This window comes from Paraburkholderia sp. BL27I4N3 (genome assembly GCF_003386115.1).
Taxonomy (GTDB): domain Bacteria; phylum Pseudomonadota; class Gammaproteobacteria; order Burkholderiales; family Burkholderiaceae; genus Paraburkholderia.
This window is the reverse complement of the sequence record NZ_QREJ01000001.1, coordinates 6,519,598-6,539,474: the sequence shown is the minus strand read 5'-3', so window position 1 is coordinate 6,539,474 and position 19,877 is coordinate 6,519,598. Positions and strand designations below refer to the sequence as shown.

The window sequence follows — 19,877 nt, the reverse complement described above, 5'->3', positions numbered from 1 at the left end:
CATCAACGGCGCTGTCTACCTTGATTGGATTCGATCTGCTGTCGCAACTGCGCCTCGCTTTCGTGAAGTTCGGACGTGAACGCTTCTCCAAAGTCAGCGGCCTCGTAGAAGGGACGAATTTCGATTTCCGAGTCGCTCGGCATCGGGTTCGGGCAGCGGCGCACCCATTCGATTGCTTCTTCCATGGACTGCACTTGCCAGATCCAGAAGCCGGCAACCAGTTCCTTGACTTTGGCGAACGGACCGTCGACGACGCTTCGATCCTTGCCGGAAAACTTCACCCGCACGCCCTTCGAACTGGGCTTCAGACCGTCGCAATCGACGAGGATGCCGGCCTTGACCAGTTCATCGTTGAATCGGCCCATCGCCGCGAACTCTTCCTTGCTGGGCAGTTGACCCGTTTCGGATTCGGGGGTTGCCTTGACCATGACGATCACGCGCATTTCGTTTCTCCTGTCAGAAAGGTCGGTCACCTGTTTCGTCGGAGGACATGCATTCGGTGACTTCAACATTACGACGATCGAATGCGCACGGAATCGACAGGCCAATGCAATGAAGGTACAAAAAAATGCGTGGAGCAAGCCGCGAAGGCGGACGATACGTCCCTATCGTTACGCGAGATACGTAAGCCCGCCGAGAGCCGGACCGCCGGCGCGTGGCGAGCCATCCTTCAGATCATCGCCCCATCGTACCGTTGGCCACCGCCGGGTTTTGCACCGCTTGTGCCGAACCATGCGTCTCGCTGACGATACTGCCGTTCTCCAGCTTCAACACACGGTCCGCGAGATGGAAGTAGCGGTCGTCGTGGCTGATCACCAGCACGGTCTTGCCGCGCGAGCGCAACTCCGGCAGCAGTTGCTCGTAGAACACCGCTTTGAACTGCGGGTCCTGATCGGCGGCCCATTCGTCGAACAGATAGAACGGCCGGTCTTCCAGATATGCGACCACCAGCGCGAGGCGTTTGCGCTGACCGGTGGAGAGCGCCCGCGTGGAGAACGCGCCGTTCACGACCTGTACCTTGTGATCGAGCGCGAGCTTCGCGACCAGGGCGTTGGCGCGGGCATCCGCCTGCGCGCGTGAGGCATCGTTCGGATCGACGATGCCAAGCAGCGCGTCGAACAGATGGAAATCGTTGAACACCGCCGTAAAGCGCTGACGATACGCGGCGCGTTCCGCGAAGCCGACCCGCTTGCCGTCTAGTTCGATCGTGCCGTCTTCGGGTTCGTAGAGACCGGTCAGCACTTTCGCGAGCGTCGTCTTGCCGCTGCCGTTTCCGCCGACGATGAACACCAGCTCACCCGGCCTGAAGGTCAGATTGACCGGCCCGACCCGGAACATCCGCTCGTCGCGCTCATGAAAGTACGAGTGTGTGACGTTGCTGAGCGTGAGCGTGCGATACGGCGCGTGCGAAGCATTTTCGTCGGGCGGCGGCGAGGTGCGCAGCGCGCCGAATTCGCCCATCACTTTCTCGATGCGATCGAGCGACACGCGCGCCGCATTCAATGTCGGCACGTTGTTGAGCAGGCCGTCCAGCGGCAACAGCATGAACAGGAACACCACCACGTAGCCCGATGCCGACGGCGCATCGGCGTGCACGCCGAGTGCCGGCCAGAATGCCGCGACACCCAGGAACACATAGAACAGGAACACGATCCAGCCGACCCCGACCGCATACGCGCTGAATGCGCGGCGCCGGTGATCTCGCACCTCGTCGATGGCCGAGCCGAGCTGGCCGTCTACGAATTGACGCGAACGCGCCTGATGCAGCTTGAGTTCCTTCGCGCCGGTGAAAAGCGCGCCGAGATAGACGAACAGTTTGTCCTGCGAGCGGCCCGCGGCTTCGAGCGAGGCGATCGCGCGCTTGTCGCCGGCGTGATAGCCGAACGAGCCGACCAGGATCGCGGCGACCGCAAGCAGGCAAACCGGCCACGACAGCCACGCCAGATAACCGAGGCAGCCGAACACGATCGAGCCGTGCATCACCAGATTGGGCAGCGCGAAGAACAGCATCGACACGTTGGTGGCGTCGTCGGTCAGCACGGACTGCACGGGCGCCGCGCCGATTCGTTCGACATCGCGCAGCTCGGCCTCGGCGACGCGCCGCGCGACGTGCTCACGCAATTGCGCCATCGTGTCTTGTGAGAGGCGTGCGAACAGCACGCCGGTGATTACGCGCGTGACGAGCGCGACGACGGCGCACACCGCGAAACGCATGGCGAGCGACATATCGGCGACGCCTGTTTGCGACAGTGCGCGGCTCAAGGTTGCCACGAGCAGCACGCTGGCGATGCCATTCAGCACGCAGGCGGTCAGCGCGATCGCGAAGGCACCACGAGAGCGTTTGAGCAGCGCCACGATCAGGCGCATGGCGGGCTTGCCCGCGGAGTGGGAGGGAGGTGAAGCGGACGAGGGTGGCGCGTCGTAGCGCTCGTTGGCAGCGGTCATCGGCAATGTGTCGCAGTGGGTCGCAATGGATCGGTGAAGGGCGGCGCATGCGGGCGTGCGGCCATCCAGCGGGGCGCAAAGACACGCCCCTCGCCTGATAGACGAATGGGCGAAGCAAACATTTACCGCGCGCGCTCATCTGCCACATCAAAAAGATGCAGTCCAAATAAAAACAGCGCAGGCGGTAAAGATTTGCGATTGCGGATCGTCACACCAATGAAGCGGCCCATTGCGGCCTGCGACTTGGCCTATGCGGCCAGTTCTAACGGATTTCATGCCCATGACGAGCTTCCCGATTGCGTTGCACCACCAGATCCACGCGATGGCGCGCATCGATCCCGATGCGCCCGCGCTAGCGTCGTTTACGCCACATACCGTGCGGCTGACGCGCGGCGAACTGGATAGCCGCGCGGCGCGCCTTGCCGCGCAACTGCGCGCGGCGGGCGTGACGACTGAAGTGCGCGTGGGCGTTTGCGTCGCGCGGTCGTGCGATCTGTTCGTCGCGTTGCTCGCTGTACTGAAGGCGGGCGGCGTATTCGTCGCGCTCGATCCGCGTCATCCGGCGGCACGCCTCGATTGGGTCGCGCGGGACGCGGGGCTCATGCACGGCATCGTCGACGGTTCCGCCGATGCGGCGATGCGCGCGCGCTTCGCGCAATGCTTCGACGTCGCAAGCGCTGCTGCGACAGATGCGGCAGCACCGCGTTTCGACGGCGATGAAGAAGAAGCGCCGGTGCATCCGCGCGCGGCGGCCTACATGATCTATACATCGGGTTCGACGGGTACGCCGAAAGCTGTGGCTGTCGAACACGGACCGCTCGCCGCGCACGGTGAAGCGCTGGCCGACTCGTTGCCGATCGGTGCAAATGACCGCGTGCTGCATTTCGCATCGGTCAATTTCGACGTTTCAATCGAAGCATGGTTAGTACCGCTAGCCGTCGGCGGCAGCGTGGTCATTAGCGACCCGCCGCCGTTCGCGCCGGAAACCACGCATGCGTTCATACTGCGCGAAGGCATCACCAATACGACACTGCCGCCCGCTTATGTGCGCGAGTTCGCGAACGTTTGCGAGCGCCTCGGCGTGCCGCCTTCGCTGCGCACGCTGCTGTTCGGCGGCGAAGCGATGTCGCAAGACAGTTTCGACGAGATTCGCCGCGTGTTCCCGGCGGTGCGTCTGGTCAACGGCTACGGACCGACCGAGGCGGTGATTTCGCCGATGCTGTGGCCCGTCGATCCGGGCATGACACCGGCGCTCGACGATGGCAACGGCTTTGCATCGCTGCCGATCGGTTGGCCAATCGGGCGGCGCGTGGCGCGCATCGACGGCGCGGCGCAACGGGGTGAAAGCGCTGAGTTGTTGCTGGGCGGCGTGTGTCTCGCGCGTGGCTACCATGGTCGCGCGGCACTCACCGCTGAACGTTTTCTGCCGGACCCGAGCGGCGAACCGGGCGCGCGGATCTACCGCACCGGCGACCTCGCGCGTGAACGCGCTGACGGCTCGTTCGATTATCTCGGCCGGATCGACGATCAGGTTCAGGTGCGCGGCGTGCGCGTCGAACCGGGCGAGATCGCGGCTTGTCTGCTGACGCATCCGGCAGTGGCCGATGCGGGTGTGCTCGCCGACACGGCTGGCGGCCGAACGCAACTGATCGCCTGCATCGTGCTGCAAGACGAACTCGACGATGCCGCGCTGCAAGCGCATCTCGCCGCGCATCTGCCGCAGGCGTGGATGCCGCATCGTTTGGTGCGCTTCGAGCGCCTGCCGTACACATTGAATGGCAAACTCGATCGCGCGGCATTGCGTGACTTCATTGCCACGATGCCGGCCGTTGTCGATGTGAATCACGTCGCGCCTCGAACCGCCACGGAAGCGCGACTCGCCGCGCTCTGGCAAACCTTGCTGAGCGATCCGGCGCCGATCGGTTGCGGCGACCGCTTCTTCGCACGCGGCGGCGATTCGCTCGCGGCGATGCAATTGCAGGCGGCGATCCGCATCGAATGGCGCGTGAATCTGCGTCTCGACGCGTTGTTCGACGATCAACCGCTGGAAGCACTGGCGCGTTTGATCGATGACAGCGAGACCGAAACGTCGGTGGGTTCGCATGCCATCGCCGTGGTGCAGACCAGCGACGCGCCGTTCGTCGACCGTGCCGCCTCGTTCGCGCAGCAGCGGTTCTGGGTGCTCGCGCAAACGGAGGACGCCGGCGCGGCATATCACGTCGCCGTGCAATGGGACGTGCAGGGCGCGCTGGAGATCGGCACGCTGCAGCGCTCGCTCGATTGTCTGATCGCGCGTCATGAGGCGTGGCGAACCACGCTGGTCGAATCCGACGACGGTATCGTCATGCAGCGCATTCATGCACGCTTGCCGGTGCCGGTCGCGCAAATCGATTTGCGCGTTCTCGGCGAGGCCGAACGCGCGTCGCGATTGGTGGAGTTGACTGAACAGCAAGTCGGCGCGGCTTTCGATCTGTCTAAAGGTCCACTCGTGCGGGCCGCGCTCGTCACGCTCACCGACAACACGCAGCGTTTCCTGCTGACCACGCATCATTCGATCAGCGACGGCTGGAGTTCACGCCGCGCTTTCGACGAACTGCGAGCCGCTTGCGCGGCGTTCGCAACGGGAAGCGAGCCGCAATTGCCCGCATTGTCTGTCCAATACGCCGACTACGCACAGTGGCAACGCGACTGGCTCGCAGCCGGTGAAGCCGACAGGCAACTAGCGTACTGGCGCGACGCATTGCGCGATGCACCCGAAGCGCTAGCCTTGCCGCTCGACCGGCCACGCTCGCCGGAACACGACTATCGCGGCGGCCGTGTCACGCTGCGTTTGCCCGTCGCGCTTTCCGAGGCCGTGCGCGAAACGGCGCGACGCGCGCAGGCATCGCCGTTCACTGTGCTGCTCGCCGCCTTCGACGCCTGGCTTTACCGATTGACCGGCACGACCGACATAGTCGTGGCCGCGCCGATCGCGCATCGGCAACGCGTGGAGACCGCGCCGTTGGTGGGTCTTTTCCTCAACACGCTTGCGCTGCGCGCGCGTGTCGCGCCGGATCGATCGTTCGCCGCGCTGCTCGACAGCGTGCGCCGTTGCGCATTCGACGCGTTCGCGCATCAGGATGTGCCATTCGACCAGGTGCTCGACGCCGTCAAGCCGCCGGTGCGGCGCGGCGACGCGTGGCTCACGGTGAAGTTCGCGCAGCAGTTCGATCTGGAGCTGTCGGCTGAATTGCCGGGCGCTTCGGTGCACATGTCGCCGGGTCTGGACCTTGCCGCCCGCTTCGACTACGCACTCGATTTCACCGACGATCCGCGCGGCATTGAACTGGTCGCCGCCTATGCGCTCGACGGTATCGAGGAAGCGACCGCCCGCGCGTGGCTGCACAGCTATGCCGCGCTCGTCGCCGATGCCGTGCGTGATCCGCGGCGCGCGATTGCCGAACTGGATTGCGCGGATGGCGCTGACTATCGCGCCGCACGGCGTGGCCGTGAATTCCAGCCGGCGGCTGACAACGTGATTGCGTTATCCGCGCGGCATGCACGTGACACGCCGGATCGCCTGGCGCTCGCGGATGCCGAGACGCAACTCACGTACGCCGAAGTCGATGCTGCGTCCGACCGTATCGCATCTGCTCTGCGGCAACGTGGGGTCGGCGTGGAGCAGCCGGTGGCCGTCTGTATCGAGCGTTCGGTGCGCTTTGCGGTTGCGCTGATCGGTGTGATGAAGTCCGGTGCTTACGTCGTGCCGCTCGATCCTGCCGCGCCGCATGAGCGTCTGGCTGCTTCCGTCGAGGCATGCGGCGCGCAATGGATTCTCACAGCGGCTAAAACGCAAGCTGAGATGCCAGTGGGCGCAGCGACCGCGCTCGACTTCGATACGCTCACACAAGCTTCTTCGTCAGCAAGTGCGGACGACACGATCGCGCACACGTCACCGCTAGCGAACCAGGCCGCCTACCTGATTTTCACCTCCGGCTCGACCGGCACGCCGAAAGGTGTCGTCATCTCGCATGGCGCACTGGCCGACTACGTCGAAGGCATGCTCGATGAACTCGCATTCGCCGCCGACGCATCCATGGCAATGGTCTCCACCGTCGCCGCCGACCTCGGCCACACGACGCTATTCGGCGCGCTCTGTTCGGGCCGCACGCTGCATCTATTGCCCGCGCAATGCGCATTCGATCCCGATCGATTCGCCCACGAAATGCGCACGCGCCATGTCGGCATTCTGAAGATCGTGCCGAGCCACTTGCATGCGTTGCTCGACGCGCAGCATCCGGCCGACGCGCTGCCCGCGTATGCGCTGGTGACGGGCGGCGAGACGCTGCCGTGGTCGCTGGTCGAGCGGATTGCGGCACTGAAGCCGGCCTGCCGCGTAATCAATCACTATGGCCCGACCGAAGCGACGGTAGGCGCGTTGACGTGCGACACGTCCGCGCCCGCGCAAGCCGCATTGCGTGCGTTGAGTGCGCGCAACGCACAAGCGGTGCCGCTTGGTCTGCCGCTGCCGAACGCATACGCTTGCGTGCTCGACAGCCACGGCGCGAGCGTACCGCCAGGCGCGATCGGCGAGTTGTATCTCGGCGGACCGGGTTTGGCGCGCGGTTATCTGGATCGCGCCGCGGCGACCGCTGAGCGTTTCGTGCCGAATCCGTTCGCGCCGGGCGAGCGTCTGTATCGAACGGGTGATCGCGTGAGGTTGCGCGCCGATCGCCGGCTGGATTTTCTGGGCCGCCTCGACGATCAGGTCAAGATTCGCGGCTACCGCGTCGAGCCTGGCGAAGTCAGTGCGGCACTACGCACGCTCGACGGCATCGCTCAGGCTGAAACGCTTGCCGTGGAGCATGAAGGGCGCTTGCGTCTGGCATCGTTCGTCGCCTTGACGAGTGGCGCCCGCTTCGACGAAGCCGCATTGCGCGCGGCGTTGAGCGCGCGCTTGCCGGACTACATGGTGCCGGCCGTGTTGCAGCATGTCGCCGCGCTGCCGGTGACCGCGAACGGCAAGGTGGATCGTGCGGCATTGCGGGTGCTGGCGGCTGCACCGGCGCCGTTGGTGGCTGCGGGCGATGCGCCGCAAAACGCAACGGAAGAAGCGCTCGCCGCAGTGTGGAAGGACGTGCTCAAAGCCGAGCGCGTGGGCCGCGACGACAACTTCTTCGAGTTGGGCGGCGATTCAATTCTGGTGTTGCAGGTGATCGCCCGTTCGCGCAAGCGCGGTGTGCGCTTCACACCGAAACAATTGTTCGATGCGCCAACGTTAGCGCAACTCGCACGTGTCGCAACGACAGTGGATGTCACCGCGCAGGCTGCGCCGGGTGTGCCGAAGTCACAGGCCGCACCCGCCAAAGGCGAGCTCTCCGCTACGCTCACGCCCGCGCAACTGCGTTTCTTCGCGCTGGATATTCCGCGGCGTGGTCACTGGAATCAATCCATCGAACTCGATACGCAAGCACCGTTCGACTTCGACGCTTTTGCGCGGGCATTCGAAACGCTGCTGACGCATCATGAAATTTTCCGTCAGCGTTTCACGCCTGTCGGCACGCAAGGCGAATGGCGTCTCCAACTGGCCGAGCGCGCATTCGAAACACTGCCGCTTGCCGCGAGTTCCGCATGCGACGAAGCCGACGCGCTAGCCCAATTCGACGCCTTGCAAAGCACGCTCGATCTGACGCATGGTCCGCTCGTCTGTGCGCTGGCCGCGCTGCTGCCAGACGGCACGACTAAGCTCTATCTGGCGATCCACCACATCATCGTCGACGGCGTGACGTGGCGTGTGTTGCTCGACGACCTGGATGCCGCCTATCGCGCCGCCTGCGAGCGTCGCAGCGTGCGTCTCGCGTCGACGGGAACAGGGGCGCAGGAATGGGCGGCGCGGCTCGCACGTGCAGCGCTCGACATGACTCACTCGCCGTTTGCCGCCGAACTGCCGTATTGGGCCGCGCTCGCCGCGCCCTACGACGATCTGCAACTCGACCGTCCGCAAGCGAGGGCGACCAACGCCGACGCGCAATCCGTGATCCAGACTATCGGCGCCGATCTGACACGCGCCGCATTGACGGAAGCGAATGCCGCATACCGCACGCAGATGATCGAGTTGCTGATCGCGGCCTTGGCGCAGTCGCTCGACATGCCCGTGTGCCGTATCGAACTCGAAGGCCACGGCCGCGAGGCTTTGTTCGACGATGTCGATGTGAGCCGCAGTCCTGGCTGGCTCACGAGTCACTATCCGGTGCAGTTCACGCTTGAAAGCACGCCGGCGGCCACGCTCGGCGCGATCAAGGACACGCTGCGCGCGGTGCCGAACAAAGGTCTCGGTTTCGGTGTGCTGCGCCACTACGGCGGCCCGGCCACGCGCGCGACGCTTGCCGCCGTGCCGCGTCCGCATGTGACCTTCAACTATCTCGGCCAGTTCGACGCGCCGCGCGAAGCGGCGCTCGTGCCGCGTTTCGGCGGCGCAGGCTGCGAACGCGATCCGGCGGGACCGATCGGCAACGCGTTGGCGATTCACGCCTATATCGACGGCGACGCCACGCGCACGCTCAAAATCCATTGGGTCTACGGAGCGACGCAATTCGAGCGCGCTACCGTGGAGGCCATCGCGCAGCGCTTTGAAAGCGCGCTCGCGGCATTGACGGCGGCATGCGCGGCGCGTCTCGCGCAACGCGGCGGTGGCGCGACGCCCGGCGACTATCCGCTCGCACGCGCGGGCGGCTTGACGCAGGCCGCGTTGGAACGCGTGCCGCTCGACTTGCGCAGCGTCGACGATGTCTATCCGCTTTCGCCGATGCAGCACGGCATTCTGTTCCACTCGCTGTTCGCGCCCGAGCAATCCACCTATGTGAACCAACTGGTCGCGACCTTGATCGAGCCGGACGTGGTGCGTCTGCGCACTGCATTCGAAGCCGCCGTGCCGCGCCACGACATTCTGCGCACCAGTTTCACGCCGGACGAAGCGACGCCGATGCAGATCGTGCATCGGCAGGCGCGTATGCCGGTGGAGATTCTCGATTGGCGCGAGCGCGGTGCGCACGCGCACGATGCATTCGAAAGCTGGCTCAGCGCCGACCGTGCGCGCGGTTTCGATCTGACGTCGCCGCCGCTGATGCGCGTCGCGCTGATCCGCATGACGGACGACGCCTGGCGCCTCGTCTGGACACGTCACCATTTGCTGCTCGACGGCTGGAGCACGGCGCGTTTGTTCGCCGACGTGCTGCGCGACTATATCGAGCCGCCGCGTCCGCAACCGTTCGCGGCGCCCGCGAAAACGCGCTATCGCGACTTCATCGCGTGGCTGGCCGCACGCGACGCCGACAGCGAGCGCGCGTTCTGGCTGCAACGTCTCGCATTGCTCGACGAACCGACGCGGGTTGCCGAGCGCGAGTCCACGAGCGGCCGCGAGCCGCAGCATCTCACGCGGCGTGAAACGATCGACGCCGCGACCACGGGGCGCCTCACCGAAACCGCGCGCCGTCTGAAGGTCACGCTCAACACGATGGTGCAGGGCGCGTGGGCACTCGCGCTGCAACGGATAACGCATCACACGGCGGTCGCCTTCGGTGCGACTGTCGCCGGCCGTCCAGATGCGTTGCCGGACGTCGATACCGTGCTGGGGCTTTTCATCAACACGCTGCCGGTGATTACCGCACCGTTGCCGCAACGCCGGGCATCGGCGTGGCTGCACGATTTGCAGCGCGACAACGCCGCGGCCGCGGAGCATGCGCATACGCCGCTCTATGAAATCCAGCAATGGGCGGGACAGGGTGGCGGCGCGCTGTTCGACACACTGGTCGTGTTCGAAAACTATCCCGTGGATGAAGCATGGCAAGGACGCGACGAGCGCGCGCTCAAACTGCGTGAATTGCGCAATATCGAAGCGACCGACTTCGCGCTCACGCTGGTGATCGAAGCGGGCGCGACGCTGACGATTGATTATGGTTACGACGCGGCGCAACTCGACGAAACGCGTGTCGCCGCGTTGCATCGCGCATTTGCCGCGTGCCTTGCGGGCTTGATCGCCAATCCGGATGCACCGCTCGGCACGATTTCGATTTCCACCGCCGACGATCTGGCCGCGCCGGCGCGTTTCAACTCGACCGCGCAAGTGTGGCCGGACACACAGCAGCAGGCGCTGCATCGCCAGTTCGAACAGAAGGCATTGGCGTTGCCCGACGCGATTGCGCTTGAATATGTCGACGCGCAAGGGCGCACGCAGCAGATGACCTACGGCGAACTCGATGCGAGCGCCGATCGCGTCGCCGCCTCGCTCGTCGAAGCCGGTGTGCGTGCGGACACAGCGGTGGCGCTGTGCGTCGAGCGTTCGTTCGAGATGGTCGTGGCGCTGATCGGCGTGCTCAAAGCGGGCGCGGCCTACTTGCCGATCGATCCCGACTATCCGGCGGACCGCATCGCCTATCTGCTCGACGACGCGAAGCCCGCTGTCGTGCTGACGCAGCCGCATCTGCTGGAAGGTGTCATGGCGGCGGTGGGCGATAACGGCGTGAAAATCTTCACCGTCGATGCACTGAGCGGCGCCGACTTCACGCTCAGCGCTCCCGTGTCAGTCGCGCCCGATCAACTTGCCTACCTGATCTACACGTCCGGTTCCACAGGCAAGCCCAAGGGCGCGGGCAATACGCATCGCGCTTTGGCGAACCGCATTGCGTGGATGCAGGACGCGTATCGCCTCGACGCAAACGACGTCGTGTTGCACAAGACGCCGTTCGGTTTCGACGTGTCGGTATGGGAGTTCGTGTGGCCGCTCGCCATCGGTGCGAAGCTCGCCATCGCGGCGCCCGGCGACCATCGCGATCCGGCGCGCCTCGTCGCGGCCATCGAAACGCATCGCGTTACTACGCTGCATTTCGTGCCGTCGATGCTCGCGGCCTTTGTCGCTCATCTGGAAGACTTTCATGCGGCGGCGCGCTGCGCGAGCATCGAGCGAATCGTCGCCAGCGGCGAAGCGCTCGCGCCGGAGCTGGTGGCGCGGGTTACCAAACAATTGCCGCACACGCGGCTCTATAACCTCTACGGCCCGACGGAGGCCGCCATCGACGTTTCGCATTGGACGTGTGATGCGCGCGATGCTGAAGCGGCGTGCGTGCCGATCGGTCACCCGATTGCCAACCTGCAATTGCACGTGCTGGACACGGCGTTGCAACCGCTGCCGCAAGGCGCGATCGGCGAACTGTACCTGGGCGGCGTGGGACTGGCGCGCGGCTACCTCGGCCGCGCCGCACTGACGGCGGAGCGCTTCGTGCCCGATCCGTTCTCGCACGGCGCGCGGCTCTATCGAACCGGCGACCTTGCGCGTCGCCGCGCGGACGGCGCGCTCGACTATCTCGGCCGCATGGATACGCAGGTGAAATTGCGTGGTCAACGGATCGAGCCCGGTGAAATCGAAGCCTTGCTGCGTGCGGCGCCGGGCGTGCACGACGCAGTGGTGATCGTCCGTGACGAGCAATTGATCGGCTACGTGGCGTGCGGTGCGGACAACGCACTCGATACGCAGGCGCTGCTCGACGATCTGCGTATGCAACTGCCGTCATACATGGTGCCTTCGTATCTGATCGAGATGAATGCGCTGCCGGTCACACCGAACGGCAAATGCGACCGTCACGCATTGCCGGCTCCCGTGCGTGGGGTCGCCTCAGAAAGCGCCGTCTGCGTGGCCGCCACGGAGACGGAGCGTGAACTTGCCGAGATCTGGAAGCGCGTGCTGCGCGTCGACACGATCGGCCGCGACGACGACTTCTTCGCGCTGGGCGGCCACTCGCTGCTCGCGACGCAAGCCAACGCGGAGGCGAATCTGCACTGGACGCTGATTCTGCCGCTACGCACCCTGTTCGACGAACGCACGTTGCAGCGCTGCGCCGCCGCGATCGACCGCGCGCTCGCCGAGCGAGACGCGCACGGCGCAGGCGATACCGCGAGCGCGATCGATGCGCTCCTCGACGAATTCGAACTGCAATGAGCCAACACGTCGGCCCGTACTGAGACCACTTAGCATGACCACTGCCAAACCGGATCTGCTGTCCCTCGCGTCACGCTTCGCGCTGTTGCCCGATGCGCAGCGCAAGGCATTTCTCACGAAACTCGACGCTGCCGGCATCGACTTTCGCGTGCTGCCGATTCCGCCGCGCGCCGAGCGCACCGCAAGCGTGCCGGCCTCGTTCGCGCAAACGCGTCTGTGGCTGCATGCGCGGATGATCGACGAACCGGCCGCGTATCACATCACCGAACGGCTGCGGCTCGACGGCGCGCTCGACGCCAACGCGCTGCGTCTTTCGTGCGATGCGTTGATCGCGCGTCACGAAGCGCTGCGTACGACTTTCGCCGAAAGCGGCGACGGCGTGTTGCAGACGGTGCATGCGCCCTCGCGCTGCCCGTGGCACGCGAGCGATGTGAGCGCGTGGCCCGCGGATCAGCGCGAGGCGCGTGCCGCCGACATCGCAAGAGCCGATGAAGCGAAGTCATTCGATCTATCGCTCGGTCCGCTGATGCGCGCGCACCTGATCCGTCTCGATGCGAACACGCATTGGCTCGCGTTGACGACGCATCACATCGTCTCAGACGGCTGGTCTTCGGATGTGATACTGGCGGAGCTGGCATCGTTCTATCGCGCGTATGCGAAGAGCGAAGCGGTGTCGCTCGCTCCGTTGCCGATCCAGTACGCCGACTTCGCTTTGTGGCAGCGCCGCTGGCTCGATGCGGGCGAACGCGAGCGACAGTTGTCGTTCTGGCGCGAGCGGCTGGATGCGAACCGTGACGTGCTGATGTTGCCGGGCGCCGCGCCGCGCCCGGCGCAGCGCAGCGCACGTGGTGCACGGCATCGTTTCGTCCTCGATAACGCGCTCGTGCAGCAAGTGAAGACACTGGCCAACGCGCAGCGCGCGACGCCGTTCGCCGTACTGCTGGCGGCATTGAGTGCGTTGCTCGCGCGTTCGGCGGGCGAACCGCAGATTCAGATCGGCGTGCCCGCGGCGAATCGCGAGCGTGGCGAAGTGGCCGGTCTCGTCGGCTTCTTCGTGAACACGCTTACGCTTGCCACGCCGGTTCCCGCGACGCAGCCGTTCGCCGCGTTGGTCGGTGCAACACAGCAAACGCTGATCGACGCCCAATCGCATCAGGACGTGCCGTTCGAACAGGTGGCCGAAGCGCTTGGCGTGGTGCGTAGCGCGAGTCATCATCCGCTGTTTCAGGTGATGGCCGCATATGGCGCGCGGCGCCGTTTGCCGTCGCTAGCGGACGTGCGCATGACGGAGTTGCCCTCCGGTGCGCCGTTCGCCAAGTTCGATTTGACGCTGAGTTTCGAGGAACGGAACGACGGCTCGATCGATGCGTACTTCATCTACGCGCTCGATCTGTTCGACGCCGATGCCATGGAGCGCCTCGCCGCGCGATTCATCGAGCTGCTGTCGAACGCGACGGCGGCATCCGCCACCGCGATTGGCGACTTGCAATGGCTGCCGGAAGCGGAGCGCGTGCAACTCGACGCATGGAATAGCACCGCCATCCCTTCTGAAACAGCATTCAGATCGGTGCATCAGCGCGTGGCCGAGCACGCTGGTGCGCGGCCGGATGCACGTGGCGTCGCGGATACGAACCGCTCGCTTACACGCGGCGAAGTGGACGCGCGAGCCTCGCGGATGGCGCAACGCCTCGTCGCGGCAGGCGTGAGCGCGGAGATGCGGGTTGGCGTTGCGCTGAGCCGCTCGGTGGATCTGCTGGTCGGTCTGATCGCGGCGCTGAAGTCGGGCGGCGCCTTCGTTCCGCTCGATCCGAGCCATCCGCGTGAGCGTCTCGCACAGATTCTCGACGATGCGCAGATCACGCATGTCATCACGGGACGCGGGAGTCTCGCTGCGCTGCCGGCGTCGGACCGTTTGCGATTGTGGCTGATCGATGAGGAACCGCATGCTGACGAGCCCTCAGCAGCGGACGTCGAGTTGCCGCGCGTGTCGCCGCATCAGGCGGCGTATGTGATTTATACGTCCGGCTCGACAGGCAAGCCGAAGGGCGTGGTGGTCGATCACGGTTCGTTCGCGCTGCATTGCGCGGCGATCGCCGAGCGCTACGGCGCGGGCGAGCGTGACGTGTTCCTGCTGTTCCAGTCGGTCAATTTTGACGGTGCGCATGAAGGCTGGTTCTCGCAATACATGTCCGGCGCGGCCGTGGCGATTACGGCGGACACTTTGTGGCCGCCCGCGCAAACCTGCCGGATGATGGTGCGCGAAGGCGTGACCATGACCTACGTGCCGCCCGGTTGCGCAACCCAACTCGCTGAATGGGCGCTCGCGCACGGTGCGCCGCCCAGCTTGCGTTCGCTAACGGTGGGCGGTGAAGCCACCTCGCGCGAGGCGTTCGCGCTGATGCGCCGGGCGTTTCCGAATGCGCGCATCGTCAACGGATACGGGCCGACCGAAACCGTCATCACGCCGATGCTGTGGATGTTCTACCCAACCGACCACACCGCGAAGCTCGCGGACAGCGCCTATTTGCCGATCGGCACGCTGGTCGGCGCGCGCTCCGCGCACGTGCTCGATGCACGCTTGAATCCGCTGCCGGTCGGCGTGATCGGCGAGTTGTATCTGGGCGGCGAGGGCGTGGGTGTCGCGCGTGGCTATCTCGATCGGCCGGCGCTCACGGCCGAGCGCTTCGTGCCGGATCCGTTCGGTTCACCGGGCGCACGGCTCTATCGTACGGGCGACCTCGTCAAGCGGCGCGCGGACGGCGTGTTCGACTTTATCGGCCGCGTCGATCATCAAGTGAAACTGCGCGGCCTGCGGATCGAACTCGGTGAGATCGAAGCACAACTCGCCGCGCACGACGATGTGCGTGAAGCCGTGGCGATCGTGCATGGCAAGGGCGCGCAAGCCGCGCTGGTGGCGTATGTGGAATTGAGCGCCGAGGCGCGTGAGCGCAGCACGCGCGCGGATGCGGCGGAGCTCGACGCGCATCTGCGTCACACGTTGCCGGATTACATGGTGCCCGCGCATATCGTCGTGCTCGACGCGTTGCCGCGCAATGCCAACAGCAAGGTGGACCGCGCGGCATTGCCGGAGCCGCAGCGAGTCGCGCGGGTCTATCAGGCGCCTGCGGCGGGACTCGAAAGCGCGCTTGCGCAGATTTTCCGCGAAGTGCTGGGCGTGGAGCGCGTCGGCCGCGCCGATCATTTCTTCGAACTCGGCGGGCATTCGCTGGCCGCGGTCCGTGTGGCGACGCGCGTGGCCGAGCGGCTCGCGCGTGATGTGCCGGTGCGTACGCTCTTCGAAGCACCGACGCTTGCGCAATACGCGCAACGGGTGCTGGCTTCGGCACGCAGCGAAGCGCTGGCCGATGCGGGCAATGACGCTTCGAGTGGCGCTTCGAATTCACCACCGATAGCGGACGCGAAAGGCATTCTGCCGCTTTCTTCCGCGCAATTGAGCTTGTGGTTCCTGTGGCGCTCGCAACCGGAGAGCGCGGCGTACAACATTCCTGTTGCGCTGCGTTTGCGTGGCGCGCTCGATGTCGATGCGTTGCGCGAAGCGTTTGCTCAAGCGGCCGCGCGACATCCGGCGTTGCGTGTGCGGCTGGTTGAACGCGATGGGCAGTTGCCGGGTCAGCGCGTGGCCGAGCCCGCGCCGTTCGATCTGCGCGTTGTCGATCTATCTGGCGATCGGTCGGACACGGCCAGCGAGAGCGCCGCTGTCGCGCTCACCGACGAAGACGCGCTCACGCCATTCGATCTGCTCGACAATGCGCCGCTCTGGCGTGTGCGCCTATTGCGTCTCGCGGAGCACGATCATGTGTTGTCGCTGCTCGTGCATCACATCGTGTCGGACGGTCAGTCGATCGATCTATGGCTCGATGACGTGCGCGCCACGTACGTCGCGATCGTGCGCGGCGCGTCGCCGAGAGCTTCGTTATTGGGAACGGCTGAAAATCGAGAGCTGGTCTTGCCGGTCGCCGCGCCGCGAGCGCGTTTGTCGTTCTGGCGCGATGCATTGGCCGACGCGCCGTCGCAGGTGCTGCCGTCACCGTCGTCGGGCCGTGCTGTGTCGCCCACCTGGAGTTGCGGCCGTCTCGCGTTGGAATTCAGCCCAGCGCTCGTGCGCCGCGCCCGCTCGATGGCGCTCGAAGTCCACGCCACCTTGCCCATGCTGCTGCATGCCGCGCTGAACGTGGCCTTCTATCGCGCGACGGGCGCCACCGATCAACCGGTCGGCGTTCTCGCCTCCACGCGCGAACTGACCGGCGAGGCCGCGCGCCGCGCGCTCGGACTCTTCATCAATGCGGTTGTCGTACGCACGCGGCTCGCGAAAACCGACACACCCACGACGCTGCTCGCCGAAGTCCGCGACGCCGCGCTCGCCGCTTATGCGCACGCTGATACGCCGTTCGCCGACGTGGTCGCGGCGTTGCGCGCTCCTCGTACTGAAGCGGCCAATCCTTTGTTCTCGGTGATGTTCAACTACCTGCGCCCAGCGGCAACAGCGGAATGCGACTGGGCCGGTCTTACGCTCGGCGATTTCAACGACGTGCGGCACCGCGTGGTGTTCGAACTGGAACTGGATGTGGTCGAGCACGCCGACGGGCGCGTGACTGGCGCCTTCTCGTACGCGAACGAGCTGGTGGACGGCCGCTTCGTCGAGATACTGACCGCCGACTATCTGGACGTGGTGCAGCAGTTCGTCGATGCGCCGCATGAGCAACTGGGCGCTTCAGCCGCGCGCTTTGCACTGGAGTCCGCCAGCGTTGCGGCCGCCACGCTGGCGAGCGTGACATCTCACGACGAAGCATCGCAACGCACGCAGGCGCTCGAACGCGTCTGGAGCGATCTCTTCGAAGGCAACACGCCCGCGCATCACGACGACCTGTTCGAAGCGGGCGCGAGTTCGTTCGACGTGGTTCGCTTCGTCGATGCCGCGCGGGCCGCCGGGCATGTGCTGGAAATCGCCGACGTGTTCGCCGCGCCGACCTTTGCACAGCTTGGGGCACGGCTCGTTGCGCGGGGATCGAGCGTCGTCGAGTTACGGGACGACGCATGAGGCCAGTAAGAAGGTCGGCAAAACCCGCAGTCAATAAAAACCGCATCAATCACGAAAGATTTTTCACCGGCCCGCGCATGCGGCGCGCCGGCTTCCACCGATAAGGACCTGCGACATGCACAGAGACACCGTATTTGATCTGATCGGAATCGGCTTCGGACCGTCGAATCTCGCGCTTGCCGTGCGCCTAGCTGAAGAGGCCGGCGTGCCGGATCTCGCGCATTGTTTCATCGAGCGTCAGCCGGGATTCGGCTGGCATCGCGGCATGCTGCTCGACGATTGCCGGATGCAGATCTCCTTCCTCAAGGATCTTGTGACAATGCGCGATCCGAAAAGCCGCTTCACGTTCATCAATTATCTGTTCGAGCGTGGACGTCTGGCGGATTTCGTCAATCTGAAGAACTTCTATCCGACGCGTGTGGAGTTCCACGATTACCTGAGCTGGGTCGCGGCGTCGTTCGACGATCGCGTGAACTACGGCCAGACCGTGACCGGCATCGAAGCGGTTAAGAGTGCAGTCAACACGAACGACGTCGAAGCGCTGCGGGTTTTCTCGCGCGACAGCGAAGGCCGCGAGTGGCAGCGCGTGACGCGGGCGCTGTCGGTCGGCATCGGCGGCGGTCCGCAGGTGCCGGAAGCCTTTGCCGCGCTCGGCACGCACAACATCGTGCATTCGTCGCAGTACCTGACGTCCATCGACCGCGCGGTCGGACCCGCGGACGGCGCGCGAAAACGCGTGGCGGTGATCGGCGCGGGACAGAGCGCGGCCGAGGTGTTCGTCGACCTGACGCGCCGCTTTCCGCACGTCGATGCGAGCCTCGTCATCCGCTCGAGCGCGCTAAAACCCGCCGACGACAGCCCGTTCGTCAACGAGATTTTCAGCCCGGCCTTTACCGATATCGTCTACGCGCAGCCACGCGACGGCCGCCGTTCGCTGATCGAGCGCTTTCGCGATACCAACTACGCGGTGGTCGATCGTCCGCTGATCGAGCAGATCTACGAAATGCTTTATCTGCAGAACGTGTCCGCCGATCCGCGGCACCGGCTGCTCGCGAACACCGGCATCGAAACGGCGGTGCGCACGGCGGGCGGCCAGATCGAACTCACATTGCGTGATCGTCTGAGCGGCCACGCGCGCGCCGAGCAGTTCGACGCGCTGGTGCTCGCGACGGGCTATCGCCGCGACACGCATTTCGAACTGCTGGATGGCCTCGCGCCGCATCTCGGCGATGCGCTTGCGCAAGGCAACGTCGAACGCGATTATCGGCTCGCCACGCCGGCGAGTTTCAAACCGCGCGTTTATCTGCAGGGCTGCTGTGAAGACAGTCATGGGCTGTCCGACACGCTGCTGTCGGTGCTCGCGCTGCGCTCCGACGAAATCGCCGCGTCGCTCGCACACCACGCGTCGCAAGACCGATCGGGCGGCCGGACACAACAGGCACAAGAAAACGCGACGAACGTGGGCGGCATGGCCTTCGCTCTTTGATAAAAGACGGCCGCTTCAGCCGTAGAAAAACCCGGTCCTGGCTTGCCACGACTCACACATAGGAAACCACTATGCCGAAGAAAAAACTCGTTTATATCTGGTCGCTGAGAAACGCAGCCGCCGACAAGGCCGGGCAAGACGTCGCGTACAAGAGCGGCACGCGCTACATGAAGTCGGTGCTGGAGTCGCTCGTCGAGGCGCTCAACGGCACCGAACTAGGCGATCAGTACTCGCTCGAAAGAGTCATTTACGACGATGACGCCGGGTCCAGCGTGGATCGCGAGAAACTGAAGGAATACGGCTTCGCTTACGAGCCGGGCAAGCGCTGGTTCTATCCGCCGAATTTGCGTGTGCAGAGCAAGCCGGTCAACGATCTGCTGCTCGCCATTCCATCGACGTACCGGCGTGAGCGGCTCGATGCGCCGGGACGACCGGCAGGCAAAAGCGCTTTCGAAAAGCATCTGCTCGATACGCTGGTGGAGTTGAAGGCCGATATCGTCGTGCTCGACGGGTTGTTGATCATTCTCGACGAACTGGTTCGGCCGGGCGCGCCGTTCTATCGCAAGATCGTAAACATTCATCCGGGCGTGACGCGCGCCGAATCGCCGTACGAGCGGCGCGGCGCCTATGCGACGCTCGATGCGCTCTACGGCGCGCGCGGCCAGAAGGTGGTCAACTGGAAGACGATGGAGACCGTGGCGGTCGAACCGCTCTATCTGACCGGCGCATCGTTTCACTATGTCGACAACGGTATCGATTCGGGCGAGGTGATTCACGACGTGCTGAATACCGAAATCGATAAGGACGATACGATCCTCGAACTGCGCTGGAACAATTTCAACCGCAGTCTTTTCCCGGCTTTGAATGAAGGGCTGGCGATGATGGCGGGCCAGAAGGTGCAAGTGGAGGCGTGAGCG

General features: G+C 65.0%; 6 protein-coding genes. 4 read left to right on the top strand and 2 right to left on the bottom strand.

Going from position 1 to position 19,877, the window contains the following annotated elements; all coding sequences use genetic code 11:
- Positions 1–2 precede the first annotated feature (2 nt).
- Complete coding sequence (locus B0G71_RS29700; protein ID WP_116146260.1) at positions 3–443, bottom strand: YciI family protein; 441 nt, start codon at positions 441–443, stop codon at positions 3–5.
- A gap of 232 nt (positions 444–675) precedes the next feature.
- Positions 676–2,445: a cyclic peptide export ABC transporter gene (locus B0G71_RS29695; RefSeq protein ID WP_116146259.1), complete on the bottom strand. Its 1,770-nt coding sequence runs from the start codon at positions 2,443–2,445 to the stop codon at positions 676–678.
- Between the two features lie 280 nt (positions 2,446–2,725).
- On the opposite strand from B0G71_RS29695, the gene B0G71_RS29690 reads away from it, so the two are divergent.
- The 4 genes from B0G71_RS29690 (at position 2,726) to B0G71_RS29675 (ending at position 19,874) form a co-directional block, all read left to right on the top strand.
- Positions 2,726–12,415, top strand: coding sequence for a non-ribosomal peptide synthetase (locus B0G71_RS29690; RefSeq protein ID WP_116146257.1), 9,690 nt, complete (start codon positions 2,726–2,728; stop codon positions 12,413–12,415).
- Positions 12,416–12,449: 34 nt separating this feature from the next.
- Positions 12,450–17,474: a non-ribosomal peptide synthetase gene (locus B0G71_RS29685; protein WP_116146255.1), complete on the top strand. Its 5,025-nt coding sequence runs from the start codon at positions 12,450–12,452 to the stop codon at positions 17,472–17,474.
- A gap of 115 nt (positions 17,475–17,589) precedes the next feature.
- Complete coding sequence (locus B0G71_RS29680) at positions 17,590–18,960, top strand: lysine N(6)-hydroxylase/L-ornithine N(5)-oxygenase family protein (RefSeq protein ID WP_116146254.1); 1,371 nt, start codon at positions 17,590–17,592, stop codon at positions 18,958–18,960.
- Positions 18,961–19,031: 71 nt separating this feature from the next.
- A complete protein-coding gene (locus tag B0G71_RS29675) occupies positions 19,032–19,874 on the top strand; it encodes a formyltransferase family protein (protein ID WP_116146252.1) in 843 nt (280 codons plus the stop codon).
- The last annotated feature ends 3 nt before the right edge of the window (positions 19,875–19,877 follow it).

Coding starts and splice junctions, on each gene's coding strand:
- B0G71_RS29700 (WP_116146260.1), bottom strand. CDS start 443: ATGCGCGTGATCGTCATGGTCAAGGCAACCCCCGAATCCGAAACGGGT.
- B0G71_RS29695 (WP_116146259.1), bottom strand. CDS start 2,445: ATGACCGCTGCCAACGAGCGCTACGACGCGCCACCCTCGTCCGCTTCA.
- B0G71_RS29690 (WP_116146257.1), top strand. CDS start 2,726: ATGACGAGCTTCCCGATTGCGTTGCACCACCAGATCCACGCGATGGCG.
- B0G71_RS29685 (WP_116146255.1), top strand. CDS start 12,450: ATGACCACTGCCAAACCGGATCTGCTGTCCCTCGCGTCACGCTTCGCG.
- B0G71_RS29680 (WP_116146254.1), top strand. CDS start 17,590: ATGCACAGAGACACCGTATTTGATCTGATCGGAATCGGCTTCGGACCG.
- B0G71_RS29675 (WP_116146252.1), top strand. CDS start 19,032: ATGCCGAAGAAAAAACTCGTTTATATCTGGTCGCTGAGAAACGCAGCC.